The sequence below is a fragment of the Mycobacterium bourgelatii genome, from assembly GCF_010723575.1.
Taxonomy (GTDB): Bacteria; Actinomycetota; Actinomycetes; order Mycobacteriales; family Mycobacteriaceae; genus Mycobacterium; species Mycobacterium bourgelatii.
The window spans coordinates 2,714,315-2,730,885 of record NZ_BLKZ01000001.1; the positions used below are offsets into that span (position 1 = coordinate 2,714,315).

The following is a 16,571-nucleotide window of genomic DNA, read 5'->3' on the forward strand; positions in this document are numbered from 1 at the left end:
CCTAACTTGCCCGGGGACCGGCCTCTGCTTGCAGCACGGTGCTGCGCCGAATGATGTGCAGAAACGCTTCCTCCAGTGACGTGCATCCCGTTTCCTCTCTCAATCGGTCCGGCGTGGTGTGGGCAACCAGGTGCCCCTCGCGCATCAGCAGCAGATCCCCGCAGTGGTCGGCCTCGTCCATCACGTGGCTGGACACCAGCAGCGTGGTGCCGGCGTCCGCAAGCTCGGTGAACTGTTCCCAAAGATCAACGCGCAGTACGGGATCCAGTCCGACCGTTGGTTCGTCGAGCACCAGCAGGGCGGGATGGCACACCAGTGCGCACGCCAGCGACACCCGGGTGCGCTGACCGCCGGAGAGATTGCCGCAATAGGCAGTTCGATGATCCGACAAGCCCACCCGGTCGATGGCCTCATCCGCGGCCGAGGCGTCGAATCCGTACAGCGCGGCGACATAGCGAACGTTGTCGATGATGCGCAGGTCGTCATAGATCGCCGGATCCTGCGGCAGGTACCCCACCTGGCGACGCAGGGCCGCGGACCCGGCTGGATGTCCGAGCACGGTGACGTTGCCCGAGGCGATGATCTGGGTGCCGACGATGCTGCGCATCAAGGTGGTCTTGCCGCACCCGGACGGCCCGAGCAGTCCGGTGATGGTACCGGCCGCGATGTCGACGGAAATGTCATGCAACGCAGGCCGTTTGCCGCGAATCACCCGCAAGTGCTCGATGCGGACGGCTGGCTCTGTGTTGCCTGCCATAAATTCATCGCGTGATGAAGTCATCATACGATGAATAATCCGCCCGCGTCGCAGTCGTGTCAAGGGCACGGGCAGAATCTGTGCGGTGAACGCTGAGCACCTGCAGGTTGACCCGGTCGAGGCCGCTCACCGGCTGCTCGGGGCCACCATCACCGCACGCGGGGTCAGTGGCGTCATCGTCGAGGTCGAGGCGTACGGGGGAGTGCCGGACGGCCCGTGGCCCGACGCGGCGGCGCACTCCTATCGCGGTCTGAGTGGACGCAATGCCGTCATGTTCGGACCGCCCGGGCGGCTGTACACCTACCGCAGCCACGGCATTCATGTCTGTGCCAACGTTGCCTGCGGGCCGGACGGCACCGCCGCGGCGGTACTGCTGCGGGCCTGCGCCATCGACGAGGGATTGGAGGTCGCCCGCGGCCGGCGCGGTGAGCTGGTGCGTACCGCGGCGCTCGCGCGCGGCCCCGGCAATCTTTGCTCCGCGCTGGGAATCACCATGGACGACAACGGGATTGACCTGTTCGACCCGGTCAGCCCGGTGCAGATTCGATTCAACGAACCCGTGCCGGCGGTCGCCGGTCCGCGGGTCGGGGTCAGTCAGGCCGCCGACCGGCCGTGGCGACTGTGGGTTGCCGACCGGCCGGAAGTGTCCGCCTACCGGCGCAGCCCGCGTGCGCCGGTCCTCGGTGCCAGCGACTGAGCGACGGGCTAAGCGACGACGGTGTCGGCGCCGGCGGTGGCGCGGTAGGCGGGATCGAGACGCCGTACGGCGAAGAGGAACGCCAGCGCAATAAGCGGCGCAAGTAGGCCGTAAATGGCGGCGGGGGTGGCCATCTCAGCGCTGTTCAGTAGCTGTGGGCTCAGGGCTATGCCGATCGCCACCACGGCATTGTGCAATCCGATCTCCAGGCTGATGGCGACCGACTGACGCGGAGCGAGGCGCATCCAACGCGGGGCCAGATAACCGACCGTCAGACTGACCGCACAGAACAGCACCACCGCCGCGCTGATCACACCGAAGTGCTCCCCGAGGGTTGTCTGGCCGCGCGCCAGGCCCGCGCCCACGGCAACCACCAGGAGCAGCGCCGCGACGACCTTGACCGGGGTTTGCGCCCGCCGAGCCAGGTCGGGAAAGCGATGGCGTATCGCAACGCCGATCGCGGTCGGTATCAGCACCAGCGCGAAGACGCTGAAGAACTTGTCGAACTGCAGGGGGATCAGCCGGGCCTGGTCCAGGAACCAGTGCATGGAGAACGCCAGGATCGCCGGGATGGCGAAGATGGACAGGACGGCATTGATGGCGGTCAACGTGAGATTGAGCGCCAGGTCGCCGTTGGCCAGGTGGCTGAGGACGTTGGCCAGCATGCCGCCCGGGGTGGCCGCCATGAGCATCAGCCCCACCGCCAGCTCCGGCGGCAGCTTCAGGGCCTCGGCTATGAGCAGGCATAGGGCCGGAAGCAGCAGTGCCTGACAGATCAACGCGACCAGGAGTGGGCGCCGCAAGGTGGCGGCCCGCCGAAAGTCGGCAACCGTGAGCGTCAGCCCGAGGGCGAGCATGACCGCGACGACGACCAACGGGAAAAACCGGTTGTCCATAACGGTCGAGAGCTTATGGCCGCCGACCGTGTCGGGGCGGCGATGAGCCCGGGCACCGGACGAAACGTGCGCTTCCCGCCCCCAATTCGGCTCGAATCTCGCTGAGCGAATGGCCAGTCAACTGCGATCTACCCGCCTGACCTCAGCCGTGCGCACCCATCCTGGAAGACTCTCAGCCATGGGTAGGGAGTCTTCAGGGATCCTCGACGAGCTGGAATGGCGCGGCTTGATCGCGCAATCCACCGACCTCGATGCTCTGGCCGCCGACACGCAGCGCGGCCCGATCACCGTCTATGCCGGTTTTGACCCCACCGCGGCCAGCCTGCACGCGGGGCATCTGGTCCCGCTGCTCGCGTTGCGGCGTTTTCAGCGCGCCGGACACCGCCCCATCGTGTTGGCGGGCGGGGCCACCGGGATGATCGGCGACCCGCGCGAGGTCGGCGAGCGCACCCTGAACGAAGCGGACGTCGTCGCCGAATGGACCGAGCGGATCCGCGGGCAACTGGAGCGGTTCGTCGATTTCGACGACACGGGTAAGTCCGGGACGGGCGCGATCGTCGAGAACAACCTCGAGTGGACCGCCGCCATGTCGGCCATCGAATTCCTGCGCGACCTCGGCAAGCACTTTTCGGTCAACGTGATGCTGGATCGCGACACCATCAAACGGCGTCTCGAAGGCGAGGGCATTTCCTACACCGAGTTCAGCTACATGCTGTTGCAGGCCAACGACTACGTCGAGCTGTACCGCCGGCACAACTGCACCCTGCAAATCGGCGGTTCGGACCAGTGGGGCAACATCATCGCCGGGGTGCGGCTGGTGCGTCAAAAGCACGGCGCAGCAGTGCATGCGCTCACCGTCCCGCTGGTGACCGCGGCCGACGGCACCAAGTTCGGCAAGTCGACCGGCGGCGGGAATCTGTGGCTGGATCCGGAACTGACCAGCCCGTACGCCTGGTATCAGTACTTCATCAACACCGCCGACGCGGACGTGATCCGGTACCTGCGCTGGTTCACCTTTCTTTCTGCCGATGAGCTCGCCGAGTTGGAGCAGGTGACGGCCGAACGTCCGCAACAGCGTGCGGCCCAACGCCGCCTCGCCACCGAGCTCACCGTCTTGGTGCACGGCGAGGCCGCCGCCCAAGCGGTTGAACACGCCAGCCGGGCGCTGTTCGGTCAAGGCGACTTGGACCGCCTCGACGAGGCGACTTTGGCTGCGGCACTGCGTGAAACGGCGGTCGCCGAAATCAAGCCCGGTGGTCCGGACGGGATTGTCGACCTGTTGGTGGCTACCGGTCTGTCGGCCAGCAAGGGCGCGGCGCGACGCACCATCGCCGAAGGTGGCGTGTCGGTCAACAACATTCGCATCGACAGCGACGAATGGTCACCGCAGCCAACGGATTTCCTGCACGGCCGGTGGCTGGTGCTGCGCCGCGGCAAACGGAACATCGCCGGGGTAGAGCGGGTATAGAGCGGGCATAGGTCGGGGCCCGAAAACAGCTAGGCAAGCGCGACGGGCGTTAGAGGGCAAACATTTATCTCACTGTGCCGCGAACGTGACTCTTGTTCGCCACTGTTGTCACGATGACCACGGCGCAGTCAGATCGAAAGACACGGACCACCCGGGCCCGGCAGGCGTCGCTGCTTCTCGCGTTGACCGCCAGCGTGTTTGGCACCGCGGGAAGCTGTGCGGCACCGATTCAGGCCGACATCATGGGCAACGCCTTCCTCGCGGCATTGAACAATGCCGGCATCTCCTACGGTCAACCGGTCAGCACCACCGCTCTCGGTAGCTCGGTATGCCCGATGGCGATGCAGCCGAACGGATCCTTCGACGCGATCGCCGACAACTTGTCCGCCAGTAGCGGGATGACGCCGCAGACGGCGAGGTCGTTCACCATCGTCGCCATCGCGACCTACTGCCCGGCGCTGCTGACACCGCTGTTGCCCCACCGACTGCAGTCTTAACCCCCACCCACGCGCCCACACCGATACCCGTAACCTCATCTAAGTGGTCGACGACAGGCATGGTCGCGGGGGTGAGCGACCGCGGCGACCGGCCTCAGAAGGGTCGGCGCGCGGCGGTCCGCGACGCGGGAACAGCGGTTCGTGGTCCGGTCCGGGCCGGGCGCGCCCCGCTCAGCCCAAGGCCGCTACGCCCGACGGCAATCGTCCGGTCGATCCCGGCCCGCCAATTCCCGAAGGCATCGAGGCAAAGCAGCTGTCGCCGGAAATCCGGCGCGAACTGAGCACCCTGGACCGGGCCACCGCCGACGCCGTGGCGCGACACCTGGTTGCCGCGGGCCACTTGCTCGACGAAGATCCCCAGACCGCCCTGAGTCACGCGCGTGCGGCGCGGGCGCGATCGAGCCGGATCGCCGCGGTACGTGAAGCCGTCGGAATTGCCGCCTACCACTGCGGCGACTGGTCCCAGGCGCTGGCCGAACTGCGGGCAGCGCGCAGGATGGGCAGCAAATCCTCGTTGCTCGCCCTCATTGCCGACTGCGAACGCGGCCTCGGCCGACCGGAGCGCGCGATCGAACTGGCCCGCGGGCCCGAAGCGGCCGAGCTCGGCGGGGACGACGCCGACGAGTTGCGCATCGTGGCCGCCGGTGCCCGCGCCGACCTCGGTCAGCTGGAGCAGGCATTGACCGTGCTGTCGACACCGCAGCTCGACCCCAGCCGTACCGGTTCGACGGCGGCACGGCTGTTCTATGCCTACGCCGAAACGCTGCTCGCCCTGGGCCGCGAGGACGAGGCGCTGCAGTGGTTCCTGCGTTCCGCCGCTGCCGACACCGAAGGCGTGACCGACGCCGAAGACCGCGTCAGCGAGCTTGGCTGAATGGGAAGCATTGCGCAGCAATACGATTGCTTGCTGATTGATCTGGACGGAACGGTGTTTCGCGGGCACCGGCCGACTGACGGCGCGGTCGAGGTGCTCGACGAGGTGAAGAGCCGCAAGCTGTTCGTCACCAACAACGCCTCCCGCAGCGCCGACGAAGTCGCCGCCCACTTGCGCGAGCTCGGCTTCGGCGTAACCGCTGACGACGTGGTCACCAGCGCCCAGAGCGCCGCCCGCCTGCTCGCCGGTCAGGTGTCTCCGGGCTCGAAGGTGTTGATCGTCGGCACCGACGCACTGGCCGGCGAGATCAGCGCGGTCGGCCTGCGGCCGGTGCGCAACTTCGATGATGACCCCGTCGCCGTCGTGCAGGGTCTGTCCATGACGCTGGGTTGGCCGGATCTCGCGGAAGCGGCGTTGGCCATTCGGGCCGGTGCGCTGTGGGTGGCGGCCAACGTGGACCCGACCCTGCCCACCGAGCGAGGTTTGTTGCCGGGCAACGGATCTCTGGTCGCCGCGCTGCGCGCCGCCACAGGCGTCGAACCGGAAGTGGCGGGCAAGCCCGCGCCGCAACTGATGAACGACGCGGTGGACCGCGGCGACTTCAAGGCGCCACTGGTGGTCGGCGACCGCCTGGACACCGACATCGAGGGCGCTAACAACGCCGGATTGCCCAGTCTGATGGTGTTGACCGGGGTGAGTACCGTGCACGACGCCATCTACGCCGAACCGGTTCGGCGACCCACCTACATCGCGCACGATCTGCGCTGCCTGCGCAAGGATGGGGACCTACTCAAAGTGGGCCCGCAGCCGGGCTGGCGGGTGGAAGTCGACTCCGGCGCGGTCCGAGTGCGCGCGGACGGAGAGCGGCCCGGCGATGACCTGTCGGTGGTGCGTGCGGTTGCCAACGCGGTATGGGACGCGCAGTTGGACGGGAACTCATGCGCGCTCGAGGCAGGCGACGCGGAGGCCCGCGACGCCCTGCAACGCTGGTCGCTGCTGCACGACACATAGTCGGTGACTACCGTATGAATCCAATGACTATTGATCCTGATCAGATTCGCGCCGAAATCGAGGCGTTGGTTGCCCAGTTGCCGGAAGTCGCCGACGCCGAGAACGGCCCGTCGCTTGCCGAGCTCGAAGACATCGCGCGGCGCCTCTCCGAGGCGCACGACGTGTTGATGCAAGCCCTGGAATCGGCGGAGAAGGGCTGAGTGTCTGCATGGCACGGCGTGCCCGCGTCGACGCCGAGCTGGTTCGGCGGGGACTGGCGCGATCCCGTCAGCAGGCCGCGGAGTTGATCGGCGCCGGCAAGGTCCGCATCGACGGGCTGCCGGCTGTCAAACCCGCGACCGCGGTGGACGTCACCGCGGCCCTGACCGTCATCACCGACGGGGAACGCAGCTGGGTGTCGCGGGGAGCGCACAAGCTCATCGGAGCGCTGGACGCCTTCGCGATACCGGTGGCCGGGCGGCGATGCTTGGATGCGGGCGCCTCGACCGGAGGATTCACCGAGGTGCTGCTTGATCGCGGGGCGGCCCAGGTGGTCGCGGCCGATGTCGGGTACGGCCAACTGGCGTGGTCGCTGCGCAACGATCCGCGCGTCGTGGTCGTGGAGCGGACCAACGCGCGCGATCTGGTGCCGGAGGCGATCGGCGGGCAGGTCGATCTGGTGGTGGCCGACCTGTCCTTCATCTCGTTGGCCACCGTGTTACCCGCGCTGGTTGGCTGCGCTTCGCCGGACGCCGATATCGTTCCCATGGTGAAGCCGCAGTTTGAAGTCGGGAAGGGCCAGGTGGGTCCGGGTGGGGTGATCCACGACCCGGCGCTGCGCGCCGACGCGGTGCTCGCGGTGGCCCATCGCGCGAAAGATCTGGGCTGGCACACGGTCGGCGTGACGGCGAGCCCGTTGCCGGGCCCGTCGGGCAACGTCGAATACTTCCTGTGGTTGCGCGCCCAGACCGACCGTGGCCTGGCCGGCGATGAGCTGACGGAGGCCGTCGCGCGGGCCGTCCGGGAGGGACCGCAATGACCGCAGAGCGGAACGTCCTCCTGGTGGTGCACACCGGGCGCGACGAGGCGACCGAGACGGCGCGCCGGGTAGAGAAAGTGCTGAGCGACAACGGCATTGGCCTACGCGCGCTGTCCGCCGAAGCGGTCGATCGGGGACCGCTGCAGCTGAACCCGGAGGACATGCGTGTGCTGGGCGTCAACATCGAGGTTGTTGCCGAGCCGCACGCCGCCGAAGGCTGTGAACTGGCCATGGTTCTCGGTGGCGACGGGACCTTCCTGCGGGCCGCAGAGTTGGCGCGCAACGCCGACATCCCCGTCTTGGGGGTCAACCTGGGACGCATCGGCTTCCTCGCCGAGGCCGAGGCCGAACACATCGACGCGGTGCTCGAGCATGTCGTCGCGCGCGACTATCGAGTGGAAGACCGACTGACGCTGGACGTGGCGGTTTGTCAGCAGGGCGCCGTCATCCAGCGGGGATGGGCACTGAACGAAGCGAGCCTGGAAAAGGGTCCGCGACTGGGCGTGCTGGGAGTCGTGATCGAAATCGACGGCCGCCCCGTGTCGACCTTCGGCTGCGACGGCGTGCTGGTGTCCACGCCGACCGGATCCACCGCGTACGCCTTCTCGGCGGGTGGTCCGGTGCTGTGGCCCGACCTCGAGGCGATCCTGGTGGTACCCAACAATGCTCACGCACTTTTCGGCCGACCGATGGTGACCAGCCCGGACGCGTGCATCGCCATCGAGATCGAGGCGGACGGACACGACGCCCTGATGTTCTGCGACGGGCGCCGTGAAATGCTGGTGCCGGCCGGCAGCCGAGTCGAGATCACCCGCTCCGCCACGCCGGTGAAATGGGCCAGGCTGGACAGCGCGCCGTTCACCGACCGCCTAGTGCGGAAATTCCGGTTGCCCGTGACAGGTTGGCGCGGGAAGTAACAGTTGCTTACCGAGATTCGCATCGAGTCGCTGGGTGCAATCAGCGTCGCGACCGCCGAGTTCGGCCGCGGCCTGACCGTTCTGACCGGCGAGACCGGTACCGGCAAGACCATGGTGGTGACCAGCCTGCATCTGCTCGGCGGAGCCCGCGCCGACGCCACCCGCGTGCGGTCCGGCGCAGAGCGCGCCGTCGTCGAAGGTCGTTTCACCACAACGGATCTCGATGATGCGACCGCAGCACAGCTGGATGCCATCCTCGATTCGTCGGGAGCTGAGCGCGACGAGGACGGCAGCGTGATCGCGCTGCGCTCGGTCAGCCGCGACGGACCGTCTCGCGCCTACCTCGGCGGGCGCAGTGTGCCCGCCAAGTCGCTGAGCGGCTTCACCAACGAACTGCTCACCCTGCACGGCCAGAACGACCAGCTGCGACTGATGCGGCCCGACGAACAGCGCGGCGCGCTGGACCGGTTCGCGGGCGCGGCGCCCGCGCTGGAGCGCTACCGCAAGCTGCGCGACGAGTGGCTGTCGGCACGGCGCGACCTCGCCGACCGCCGCAACCGCGCCCGTGAACTCGCCCAAGAGGCGGATCGGTTGCAATTCGCGCTGAACGAGATCGACACGGTTGACCCCCAACCGGGTGAGGACGACGCGCTGGTCAACGACATCGTCCGGCTCTCGGAACTGGACGCGCTGCGCGAAGCCGTGCTCGGGGCGCGGGCGGCGTTGAGCGGGGGCACCGACGACGGCGAGGGTTTCGGCGCCGCGGACTGCCTCGGGCGGGCCCGGACCGCGCTGGAATCGACCGATGACACCACCCTGCAGGCATTGGCCGCACAGATCGGTGAGGCCCTTACGGTCGTCGCCGACGCCGCCTCGGAACTGGGCAACTACTTGGCGGAACTGCCGGCCGATGCCAGCTCGCTGGACGCCAAACTGGCCCGCCAGGCTGAGCTTCGCACGCTGACCCGCAAGTACGCCCCCGACATCAACGGGGTGTTGCGCTGGGCGGAAGAGGCACGCGCGAAGTTGGCGCAGCTCGACGTCTCCGAGGAGGGGTTGGCGGCCCTGGAACGCCGCGCCGAGGAACTCGCCGGCAAAGTGGCTCAGGCCGCGGTCGATCTGAGCAAGATCCGGCGCAAGGCCGCCAAACGGCTGGCCAAAGAGGTGACCGCGGAGCTGGCCGGACTGGCCATGGCCGACGCCGAGTTCACCATCGGCGTCACCGCAGACACTGCGGACCAGGACGATCCGGCCGCCCTTCGGCTGCCCTCGGGTGAGCTGGTCCGCGCCGGCGGCGACGGCATCGACCAGGTCGAGTTCGGTTTCGCGGCGCACCGCGGGATGACGGTGTTGCCGCTGGCCAAGAGCGCCTCGGGCGGCGAGTTGTCCCGGGTGATGCTGGCATTGGAGGTGGTCCTGGCCACCTCTGGATTAGTGGCCAGCGGCACCACGATGGTGTTCGACGAGGTGGACGCCGGCGTCGGCGGGTGGGCCGCCGTGCAGATCGGGCGGCGGCTGGCGCGGCTGGCCCGCACCCACCAGGTCATCGTCGTCACGCACTTGCCCCAGGTCGCCGCGTACGCAGACGTCCACTTGATGGTGCACAGCACGGGCCGCAACGGTGCCAGCGGCGTCCGGCGCTTGACCGATGAGGACCGGGTGGCGGAACTGGCACGCATGCTGGCGGGTCTCGGTGAGTCCGACAGCGGCCGCGCCCACGCCCGCGAGCTCCTCGACGCCGCCCAACGCGACGAGATCTGACACCCCCTCTTATTGCCGCGAGCGTGCGTGTCGGTACACGACACGCCGCCCGACCTCGTACATCTGCGCACACTCGCGCGTGGGGCAATTGTTACGAAAGTGACGCTATGCAACTAATGGTGCAGATGTTACGGCGCGCCTCCACCCTCCAGAAGCACTTCGCGGACAGAATCCCCCCATGAAGATGTCAGGGCTGCTCACTCGCAACACCGCACGGCCGGGACTGATCGGCACCGCCAGGGTCGACAAGAACATCGACCGACTCTTGCGCCGGGTATGTCCCGGCGACATCGTCGTCCTCGACATCCTGGATCTGGACCGCATCACCGCCGACGCCCTGGTGGAAGCCGACATCGCCGCCGTCGTCAACGCGTCGCCGTCCGTATCGGGCCGCTACCCCAACCTGGGGCCGGAGGTGCTGGTCAACAACGGCGTCACCCTGATCGACGAGACCGGCCCCGAGATCTTCAAAAAGGTCAAGGACGGGGCCAAGATCCGCCTGTACGAAGGCGGCGTGTACTCGGGAGATCGCCGACTGATCCGCGGCATCGAGCGCACCGACCACGACATCGCCGACCTGATGCGCGAGGCCAAGAGCGGGCTGGCGGCCCACCTAGAGGCCTTCGCCGGCAACACAATTGAGTTCATCCGCAGTGAAAGCCCGCTGCTGATCGACGGAATCGGCATCCCCGACATCGATGTTGACATGCGCCGCCGGCACGTGGTGATCGTCTCCGAAGAGCCCACTGCCGCCGACGATCTCAAGGCACTCAAGCCGTTCATCAAGGAATACCAACCGGTGTTGGTCGGCGTCGGCGTCGGCGCGGATGTGTTGCGCAAGGCCGGTTACCGACCCCAGCTGATCGTCGGAGACCCGGACCAAATCAGCACCGAGGTGCTCAAGTGCGGTGCGCAGGTGGTGTTGCCCGCCGACGCCGACGGCCACGCGCCCGGCCTGGAACGCATCCAGGACCTGGGCGTGGGCGCCATGACCTTCCCCGCCGCGGGATCGGCGACCGACCTGGCTCTGCTGCTGGCTGACCACCACGGCGCGGCGCTTCTCGTCACCGCTGGACACACCGCCAACATCGAGACGTTCTTCGACCGGACGAAGACGCAGAGCAACCCGTCGACCTTCCTCACCAGACTGCGGGTGGGGGAGAAGCTGGTGGACGCCAAGGCCGTGGCGACCCTGTACCGCAACCACATCTCGGCCGGTGCGATCGCGCTGCTGGCGCTGACCATGCTGATCGCCATCATCGTCGTGCTGTGGGTGTCTCGCACTGACTCGGTGGTCATGCACTGGCTCATTGACTACTGGAACCGCTTCACCCTCTGGGTGCAGAACCTGGTTTCGTAGCCCACCCTGGCCTCGTTAAGAACGGTGTATTCATGATCTCGCTACGCCACCATGCGATCTCGCTGGCAGCTGTCTTTCTGGCGCTGACCATCGGAGTCGTTGTCGGTTCCGGCTTCTTCTCGGACACCGTGCTTTCCACCCTGCGTAACGAGAAACGGGACCTGGCCAGCCAGATCAGCGGGCTCACCGACCAACGCAACCAGCTGAACGAAAAGCTCAGCGCGGCAAACACTTTCGATACCCAAGTGGTGGGCCGGACGGTGCATGACGCATTGGCCGGCAAGACGGTGGTCATCTTCCGAACCCCCGATGCCAAGGACGACGACGTCGCGGCCGTGTCGAAGATCGTGGGACAGGCCGGCGGCGCGGTCACCGGAACGGTGTCGTTGACCCAGGAGTTCGTCGAAGCCAACTCGGGGGAGAAGTTGCGGTCGGTGGTGAACTCGTCCATCCTGCCGGCCGGAAGCCAATTGAGCACCAAGCTCGTCGACCAGGGTTCGCAGGCCGGCGACCTGCTCGGCATCGCCTTGCTGGTCAACACCAAGCCGGATACTCCACCCGTCCCGGCCGTCGACGCCACCCAGCGCGAGACGGTGCTGGCCGCGCTGCGGGAAACCGGGTTCATCACCTATCAGCCCAGTGATCACATGGACGCGGCCAACGCCGCGATCGTCGTGACCGGCGGGGCACTACCCGCCGACGCCGGAAACCAGGGGGTCAGCGTGGCGCGATTCGCCGCCGCGCTCGCGCCGCACGGCTCCGGCACGGTGCTGGCGGGCCGGGAGGGCTCGGCGACGGGCAGCGCCGCGGTCGCCGTGGCCCGCGCCGACTCCGGTATGGCGGCCGCCATCAGCACCGTCGACGACGTGGACAGCGCGCCCGGTCGCATCACCGCGATCCTGGCCTTGCACGACCTCATTTCGGGTGGTCACACGGGTCAATACGGCACCGGACACGGAGCCACCTCGGTCACCGTTTCCCAGTAGGCCGGCGTCGCCGGGCTTCTCCCGGCTTCGGCCCCGGATTTCTCCCCGGCTGCCCGGCAGGGCGTGTTCCCCGCGCGGGAAGGCTGCGGATGTTAGGGTGGGTTTCCGTGGGTCGGCAGGCCCAGCAACGGCCCAAAGACGTACCGCCCTGCCCGTCTTCACGGAGGTCGCCCTTTTGCGTAAGCATTCGCAAACCGTCACCAAGCACCTCTTCGTCAGCGGGGGCGTCGCTTCGTCGCTGGGCAAGGGCTTGACAGCCAGCAGCCTCGGCCAGCTACTTACCGCGCGCGGGCTACACGTGACGATGCAGAAGCTCGACCCCTACCTCAACGTCGACCCGGGCACCATGAACCCGTTCCAACACGGCGAGGTTTTCGTCACCGAGGACGGCGCCGAAACCGACCTCGACGTCGGGCACTACGAGCGGTTCTTGGATCGCGACCTATCCGGCTCGGCGAACGTGACCACCGGCCAGATTTATTCGACGGTGATCGCCAAGGAGCGCCGCGGCGAATACCTCGGCGACACGGTTCAGGTGATCCCGCACATCACCGATGAGATCAAGCGGCGAATCAGGGCAATGGCCGAACCGGACGCCAACGGCGTGCGCCCTGACGTGGTGATCACCGAAATCGGCGGAACCGTGGGCGATATCGAATCGCAGCCATTCCTCGAGGCGGCGCGTCAGGTCCGTCATGACCTCGGCCGCGAGAACGTTTTCTTCCTGCACGTGTCATTGGTGCCCTATCTGGCGCCTTCGGGAGAACTCAAGACCAAGCCCACGCAGCACTCGGTCGCCGCACTGCGCAGCATCGGTATCACCCCCGACGCGCTGGTCCTGCGTTCCGACCGCAATGTTCCCGAAGCGCTCAAAAATAAGATCGCGCTGATGTGTGACGTCGACATCGACGGTGTCATCTCCACTCCGGACGCACCCTCGATCTACGACATTCCCAAAGTGCTGCATCGTGAGGAACTCGACGCATTCGTGGTGCGCCGGCTCAACCTGCCGTTCCGCGACGTCGACTGGACCGAATGGGACGATCTGCTGCGCAGGGTTCACGAACCGCACGATAAGGTACGAATTGCCTTGGTGGGCAAGTATATTGAGCTATCCGATGCCTACCTCTCGGTGGGCGAGGCGTTGCGCCACGGGGGATTCAAGCACCGCGCCAAGGTCGAAATCGTCTGGGTCGCATCCGATGACTGCCAGACGCCCGCCGGGGCCGCCGCCGCACTGGAAGACGTGCACGGGGTGTTGGTTCCGGGCGGATTCGGCATTCGGGGAATCGAGGGCAAGATCGGCGCCATCCGGCACGCGCGTGCGCGTGGGCTGCCGGTGCTGGGATTGTGTCTTGGCCTGCAGTGCATTGTCATCGAGGCGGCCCGCTCGGTCGGGCTCACCGAGGCCAATTCGGCTGAGTTCGAACCGGACACGCCGGATCCCGTGATCTCCACGATGGCCGACCAGCAGCAGATCGTCGCAGGCGAGGCCGATCTCGGCGGCACCATGCGCCTGGGCGCCTACCCAGCGGTGCTGGAGGCGGATTCGATTGTGGCCCAGGCATATCAAGCGACGCAGGTGTCCGAGCGGCATCGGCACCGCTACGAGGTCAACAACGCCTACCGGGACAAGATCGCCGAAAGCGGGCTGCGGTTTTCCGGCACCTCACCCGACGGGCATCTGGTCGAGTTCGTCGAATATCCGCCAGAACAGCACCCGTTCGTCGTCGGCACCCAGGCCCATCCGGAACTGAAGAGCCGGCCGACGCGCCCGCATCCGCTGTTCGTGGCCTTTGTCGGTGCGGCAATCGACTACAAGGAGGCGGAGTTGCTGCCCGTCGAGATCCCCGAGCAGCACGCGTCCAACGGCACCGAGCTGAGGGATAACCATCGAGAGGAAGAGGCGCAGCCGCTTCCTGAACCCGCTACTCGTGGCTGACCACATCTTCGAAACCGTTTCGTCCGAAACCCTCTATCAGGGAGCGATTTTCGCGCTGCGCCGGGACCAGGTGCGGATGCCGGGCGGCACCATCGCAGCGCGCGAAGTGGTAGAGCACTACGGTGCGGTGGCCATCGTAGCGATGGACGAAGAGAACAGAATCCCGCTGATCTACCAATACCGGCACACGTGCGGCCACCGACTTTGGGAACTGCCCGCCGGCCTGCTCGACGTCGGCGGAGAGCATCCGCACGTGACGGCACAGCGTGAACTGCAGGAGGAGGCGGGCCTCAAGGCCAGTAATTGGCAGGTACTCGTCGACCTCAATACCGCGCCAGGATTCAGCGACGAGTCCGTGCGGGTCTACCTCGCGACGGGGCTCGACGAGGTGGACCGCCCCGAGGCGCACCACGAAGAGGCCGACATGACGATGCGGTGGTACCCCATCGCCGAGGCGGCGGGGCTGGTGCTGACCGGCGATATCGTCAATTCCATTGCTGTTGCCGGGATTTTGGCCGCCCACGCGGTGCTCAGCGGTTTCGCGCAACCACGCCCGCTGGATACCCCGTGGCCGGACAGGCCGACGTCGTTCGCCGCGCGCAAGGCCGCGCAATGACGGCGGCGCTGACGCTGGAATCCCAGCTGCAGGGCTATCTGGACCACCTGACCATCGAGCGGGGCGTGGCGGCGAACACGCTGAGCTCTTACCGGCGCGATCTGCGCCGCTACCTCAAGCACCTGTCCGATCGGGGAATCAGCGATCTGAACACGGTCGGGGAGGACGACGTCAGCGAATTCCTGATGGCGCTGCGGCGCGGGGATCCCGAATCGGGAACGCCTGCGCTGTCGGCGGTTTCGGCGGCGCGGGCACTCATTGCGGTGCGAGGGCTGCATCGGTTCGCCGCCGCCGAAGGCCTGGCCGACGTTGACGTGGCGCGGGCCGTGCGCCCCCCGACTCCCGGCCGGCGGCTGCCCAAGAGCCTGACGGTCGACGAGGTGTTGGCCTTGTTGGAGGCCGCCGGGGGAGACAACGCGGCCGACGGCCCGCTGACACTGCGCAACCGGGCGTTGTTGGAGCTGCTGTACTCCACCGGAGCACGCATTTCCGAGGCCGTCGGCCTCGACGTCGACGACATCGACACCCAAGCTCGGTCCGCGTTGTTGCGCGGCAAGGGCGGTAAGCAGCGACTGGTGCCCGTAGGCCGACCGGCCGTCGCGGCATTGGACGCCTACCTGGTCCGCGGCCGACCCGATCTGGCGCGTCGCGGCCGCGGCACGCCCGCCATCTTTCTCAATGCGCGCGGTGGCCGGTTGTCGCGGCAGAGCGCCTGGCAGGTGCTGCAGGATGCCGCCGAACGTGCGGGCATCACCGCGGGTGTGTCGCCGCACATGTTGCGGCATTCGTTCGCCACACACTTGTTGGAGGGCGGCGCCGATGTCCGGGTGGTTCAGGAATTACTGGGCCACGCCTCGGTGACCACGACGCAGATCTACACCCTCGTCACCGTGCACGCGCTGCGTGAGGTGTGGGCAGGCGCGCATCCGCGCGCCCGCTAGCCCAGGTAGTCGGACTCCAACACCAGGTCGGACATCATGGTCTGGTACTCCACATGAGTCTTGTGCTCGACGGTGTTCCATAACTTGCCCTGCTGCTCGCGCATATAGGCGCGGTACTTGGGTGCGCCCGGGATTCGGACATTGTCGGCGACGACGATCGAGCCCGGGTGTAGCCAACCGCGGTCCACGATGCTCTGCAGGTCGGGCAGGTACGCGTTTTTGTCGTGGTCGAGGAACACGAAATCGAGTGCGCCACTGGAAAATCCGTGTTCGATGGCCAGTGTGTCCAGGGTGCGCCCACCGTCGCCGATGGTGCCGACGACACACGTCACTCGGTCAGCCACCCCGGCATGGGCCCAAATCTGCCGGGCATTGACGGCGTTGGCCTCGGCGAGCTCGACCGAAAAAATCTTCGCCTTCGGCGCCGCCCGGGCGATCCGCAGCGCGCCGTAGCCGACGTAGGTGCCTAGCTCGAGGACCAGCGACGGATCGGCGCGGCGCACGGCGGCGTCGAGGATGAGGCCCTTCTCGTCGCCGACGTTCATCAAGATCGACTTGTCGTAGGCGTACTTGTCGATGGTTGCCAGCACGTCGTCAATGTCGCCGCGTTTTGCGTTCCTGAGCACGTAGTCGACCGCGGCCGCTTCGCGCCCATCGCCGATCTGGCCGGTCGTGGTGACGTTGCGGACTCCGGTGGCCATTCGCCACACCGACCACCGCAGGAGGGGTATGCGCCGCTTGAGGTCCATGGGAACCCACGATAGCCACGCGACTGCATCGTGGCTTTGGCAGTCTTGTCGGCTTGCCGCTTTCCCTGTGGGTTCCGAGTT

At 67.2% G+C, this 16,571-nt stretch carries 17 protein-coding genes; 14 read left to right on the forward strand and 3 right to left on the reverse strand.

Going from position 1 to position 16,571, the window contains the following annotated elements; translation table 11 throughout:
• Position 1: 1 nt before the first annotated feature.
• Positions 2-784 (reverse strand): ABC transporter ATP-binding protein, encoded by a 783-nt coding sequence (locus G6N68_RS11950; RefSeq protein WP_163712022.1) that lies wholly within the window; start codon positions 782-784, stop codon positions 2-4.
• Positions 785-842: 58 nt separating this feature from the next.
• Between G6N68_RS11950 and G6N68_RS11955 the strand changes: the two genes are divergently transcribed.
• Entirely contained in the window at positions 843-1,454 is a 612-nt protein-coding gene (locus G6N68_RS11955; RefSeq protein ID WP_163712025.1) for a DNA-3-methyladenine glycosylase, read from the forward strand.
• An 8-nt stretch (positions 1,455-1,462) separates the two neighbouring features.
• Here G6N68_RS11955 and G6N68_RS11960 read toward each other — a convergent pair whose 3' ends face one another.
• Entirely contained in the window at positions 1,463-2,350 is an 888-nt protein-coding gene (locus G6N68_RS11960) for a bile acid:sodium symporter family protein (RefSeq protein ID WP_163712028.1), read from the reverse strand.
• A gap of 178 nt (positions 2,351-2,528) precedes the next feature.
• On the opposite strand from G6N68_RS11960, the gene tyrS reads away from it, so the two are divergent.
• The 13 genes from tyrS to xerD all read left to right on the forward strand — a co-directional run bounded on the left by tyrS (position 2,529) and on the right by xerD (position 15,741).
• The gene (gene tyrS, locus G6N68_RS11965) at positions 2,529-3,818 is read left to right on the forward strand and encodes a tyrosine--tRNA ligase (protein ID WP_163712031.1); all 1,290 of its coding nucleotides are present in this window, start codon (positions 2,529-2,531) and stop codon (positions 3,816-3,818) included.
• Between the two features lie 113 nt (positions 3,819-3,931).
• Positions 3,932-4,315, forward strand: coding sequence for a DUF732 domain-containing protein (locus G6N68_RS11970; RefSeq protein ID WP_163712034.1), 384 nt, complete (start codon positions 3,932-3,934; stop codon positions 4,313-4,315).
• Positions 4,316-4,358: 43 nt separating this feature from the next.
• A complete protein-coding gene (locus G6N68_RS11975; RefSeq protein WP_205351317.1) occupies positions 4,359-5,189 on the forward strand; it encodes a tetratricopeptide repeat protein in 831 nt (276 codons plus the stop codon).
• On the forward strand, positions 5,190-6,200 hold the full coding sequence (locus G6N68_RS11980) for an HAD-IIA family hydrolase (protein ID WP_163712035.1): 1,011 nt from the start codon (positions 5,190-5,192) through the stop codon (positions 6,198-6,200).
• 23 nt (positions 6,201-6,223) lie between these two features.
• A complete protein-coding gene (locus tag G6N68_RS11985; protein ID WP_163712038.1) occupies positions 6,224-6,400 on the forward strand; it encodes a hypothetical protein in 177 nt (58 codons plus the stop codon).
• Between the two features lie 8 nt (positions 6,401-6,408).
• Complete coding sequence (locus G6N68_RS11990; protein ID WP_163712041.1) at positions 6,409-7,218, forward strand: TlyA family RNA methyltransferase; 810 nt, start codon at positions 6,409-6,411, stop codon at positions 7,216-7,218.
• The gene (locus tag G6N68_RS11995; RefSeq protein ID WP_163712044.1) at positions 7,215-8,135 is read left to right on the forward strand and encodes an NAD kinase; all 921 of its coding nucleotides are present in this window, start codon (positions 7,215-7,217) and stop codon (positions 8,133-8,135) included. The genes G6N68_RS11990 and G6N68_RS11995 overlap by 4 nt, the downstream gene beginning before the upstream one ends.
• Positions 8,136-8,138: 3 nt before the next feature.
• On the forward strand, positions 8,139-9,896 hold the full coding sequence (gene recN, locus G6N68_RS12000) for a DNA repair protein RecN (RefSeq protein ID WP_163712047.1): 1,758 nt from the start codon (positions 8,139-8,141) through the stop codon (positions 9,894-9,896).
• Between the two features lie 178 nt (positions 9,897-10,074).
• A complete protein-coding gene (steA, locus tag G6N68_RS12005) occupies positions 10,075-11,256 on the forward strand; it encodes a putative cytokinetic ring protein SteA (RefSeq protein ID WP_163712051.1) in 1,182 nt (393 codons plus the stop codon).
• A gap of 32 nt (positions 11,257-11,288) precedes the next feature.
• Positions 11,289-12,242, forward strand: a complete 954-nt coding sequence (locus G6N68_RS12010) for a copper transporter (protein WP_163712055.1) — start codon at positions 11,289-11,291, stop codon at positions 12,240-12,242.
• 175 nt (positions 12,243-12,417) lie between these two features.
• Entirely contained in the window at positions 12,418-14,184 is a 1,767-nt protein-coding gene (gene pyrG, locus G6N68_RS12015; RefSeq protein ID WP_163712058.1) for a CTP synthase, read from the forward strand.
• Positions 14,177-14,800, forward strand: a complete 624-nt coding sequence (locus G6N68_RS12020; protein ID WP_163712061.1) for an NUDIX domain-containing protein — start codon at positions 14,177-14,179, stop codon at positions 14,798-14,800. Before pyrG ends, G6N68_RS12020 begins: the two co-directional genes overlap by 8 nt.
• Entirely contained in the window at positions 14,797-15,741 is a 945-nt protein-coding gene (gene xerD, locus G6N68_RS12025) for a site-specific tyrosine recombinase XerD (protein WP_163712065.1), read from the forward strand. The genes G6N68_RS12020 and xerD overlap by 4 nt, the downstream gene beginning before the upstream one ends.
• Here xerD and G6N68_RS12030 read toward each other — a convergent pair.
• Positions 15,738-16,490 (reverse strand): O-methyltransferase, encoded by a 753-nt coding sequence (locus G6N68_RS12030; protein WP_163712068.1) that lies wholly within the window; start codon positions 16,488-16,490, stop codon positions 15,738-15,740. The two genes, xerD and G6N68_RS12030, sit on opposite strands and share 4 nt — an antisense overlap.
• Between the last annotated feature and the right edge of the window lie 81 nt (positions 16,491-16,571).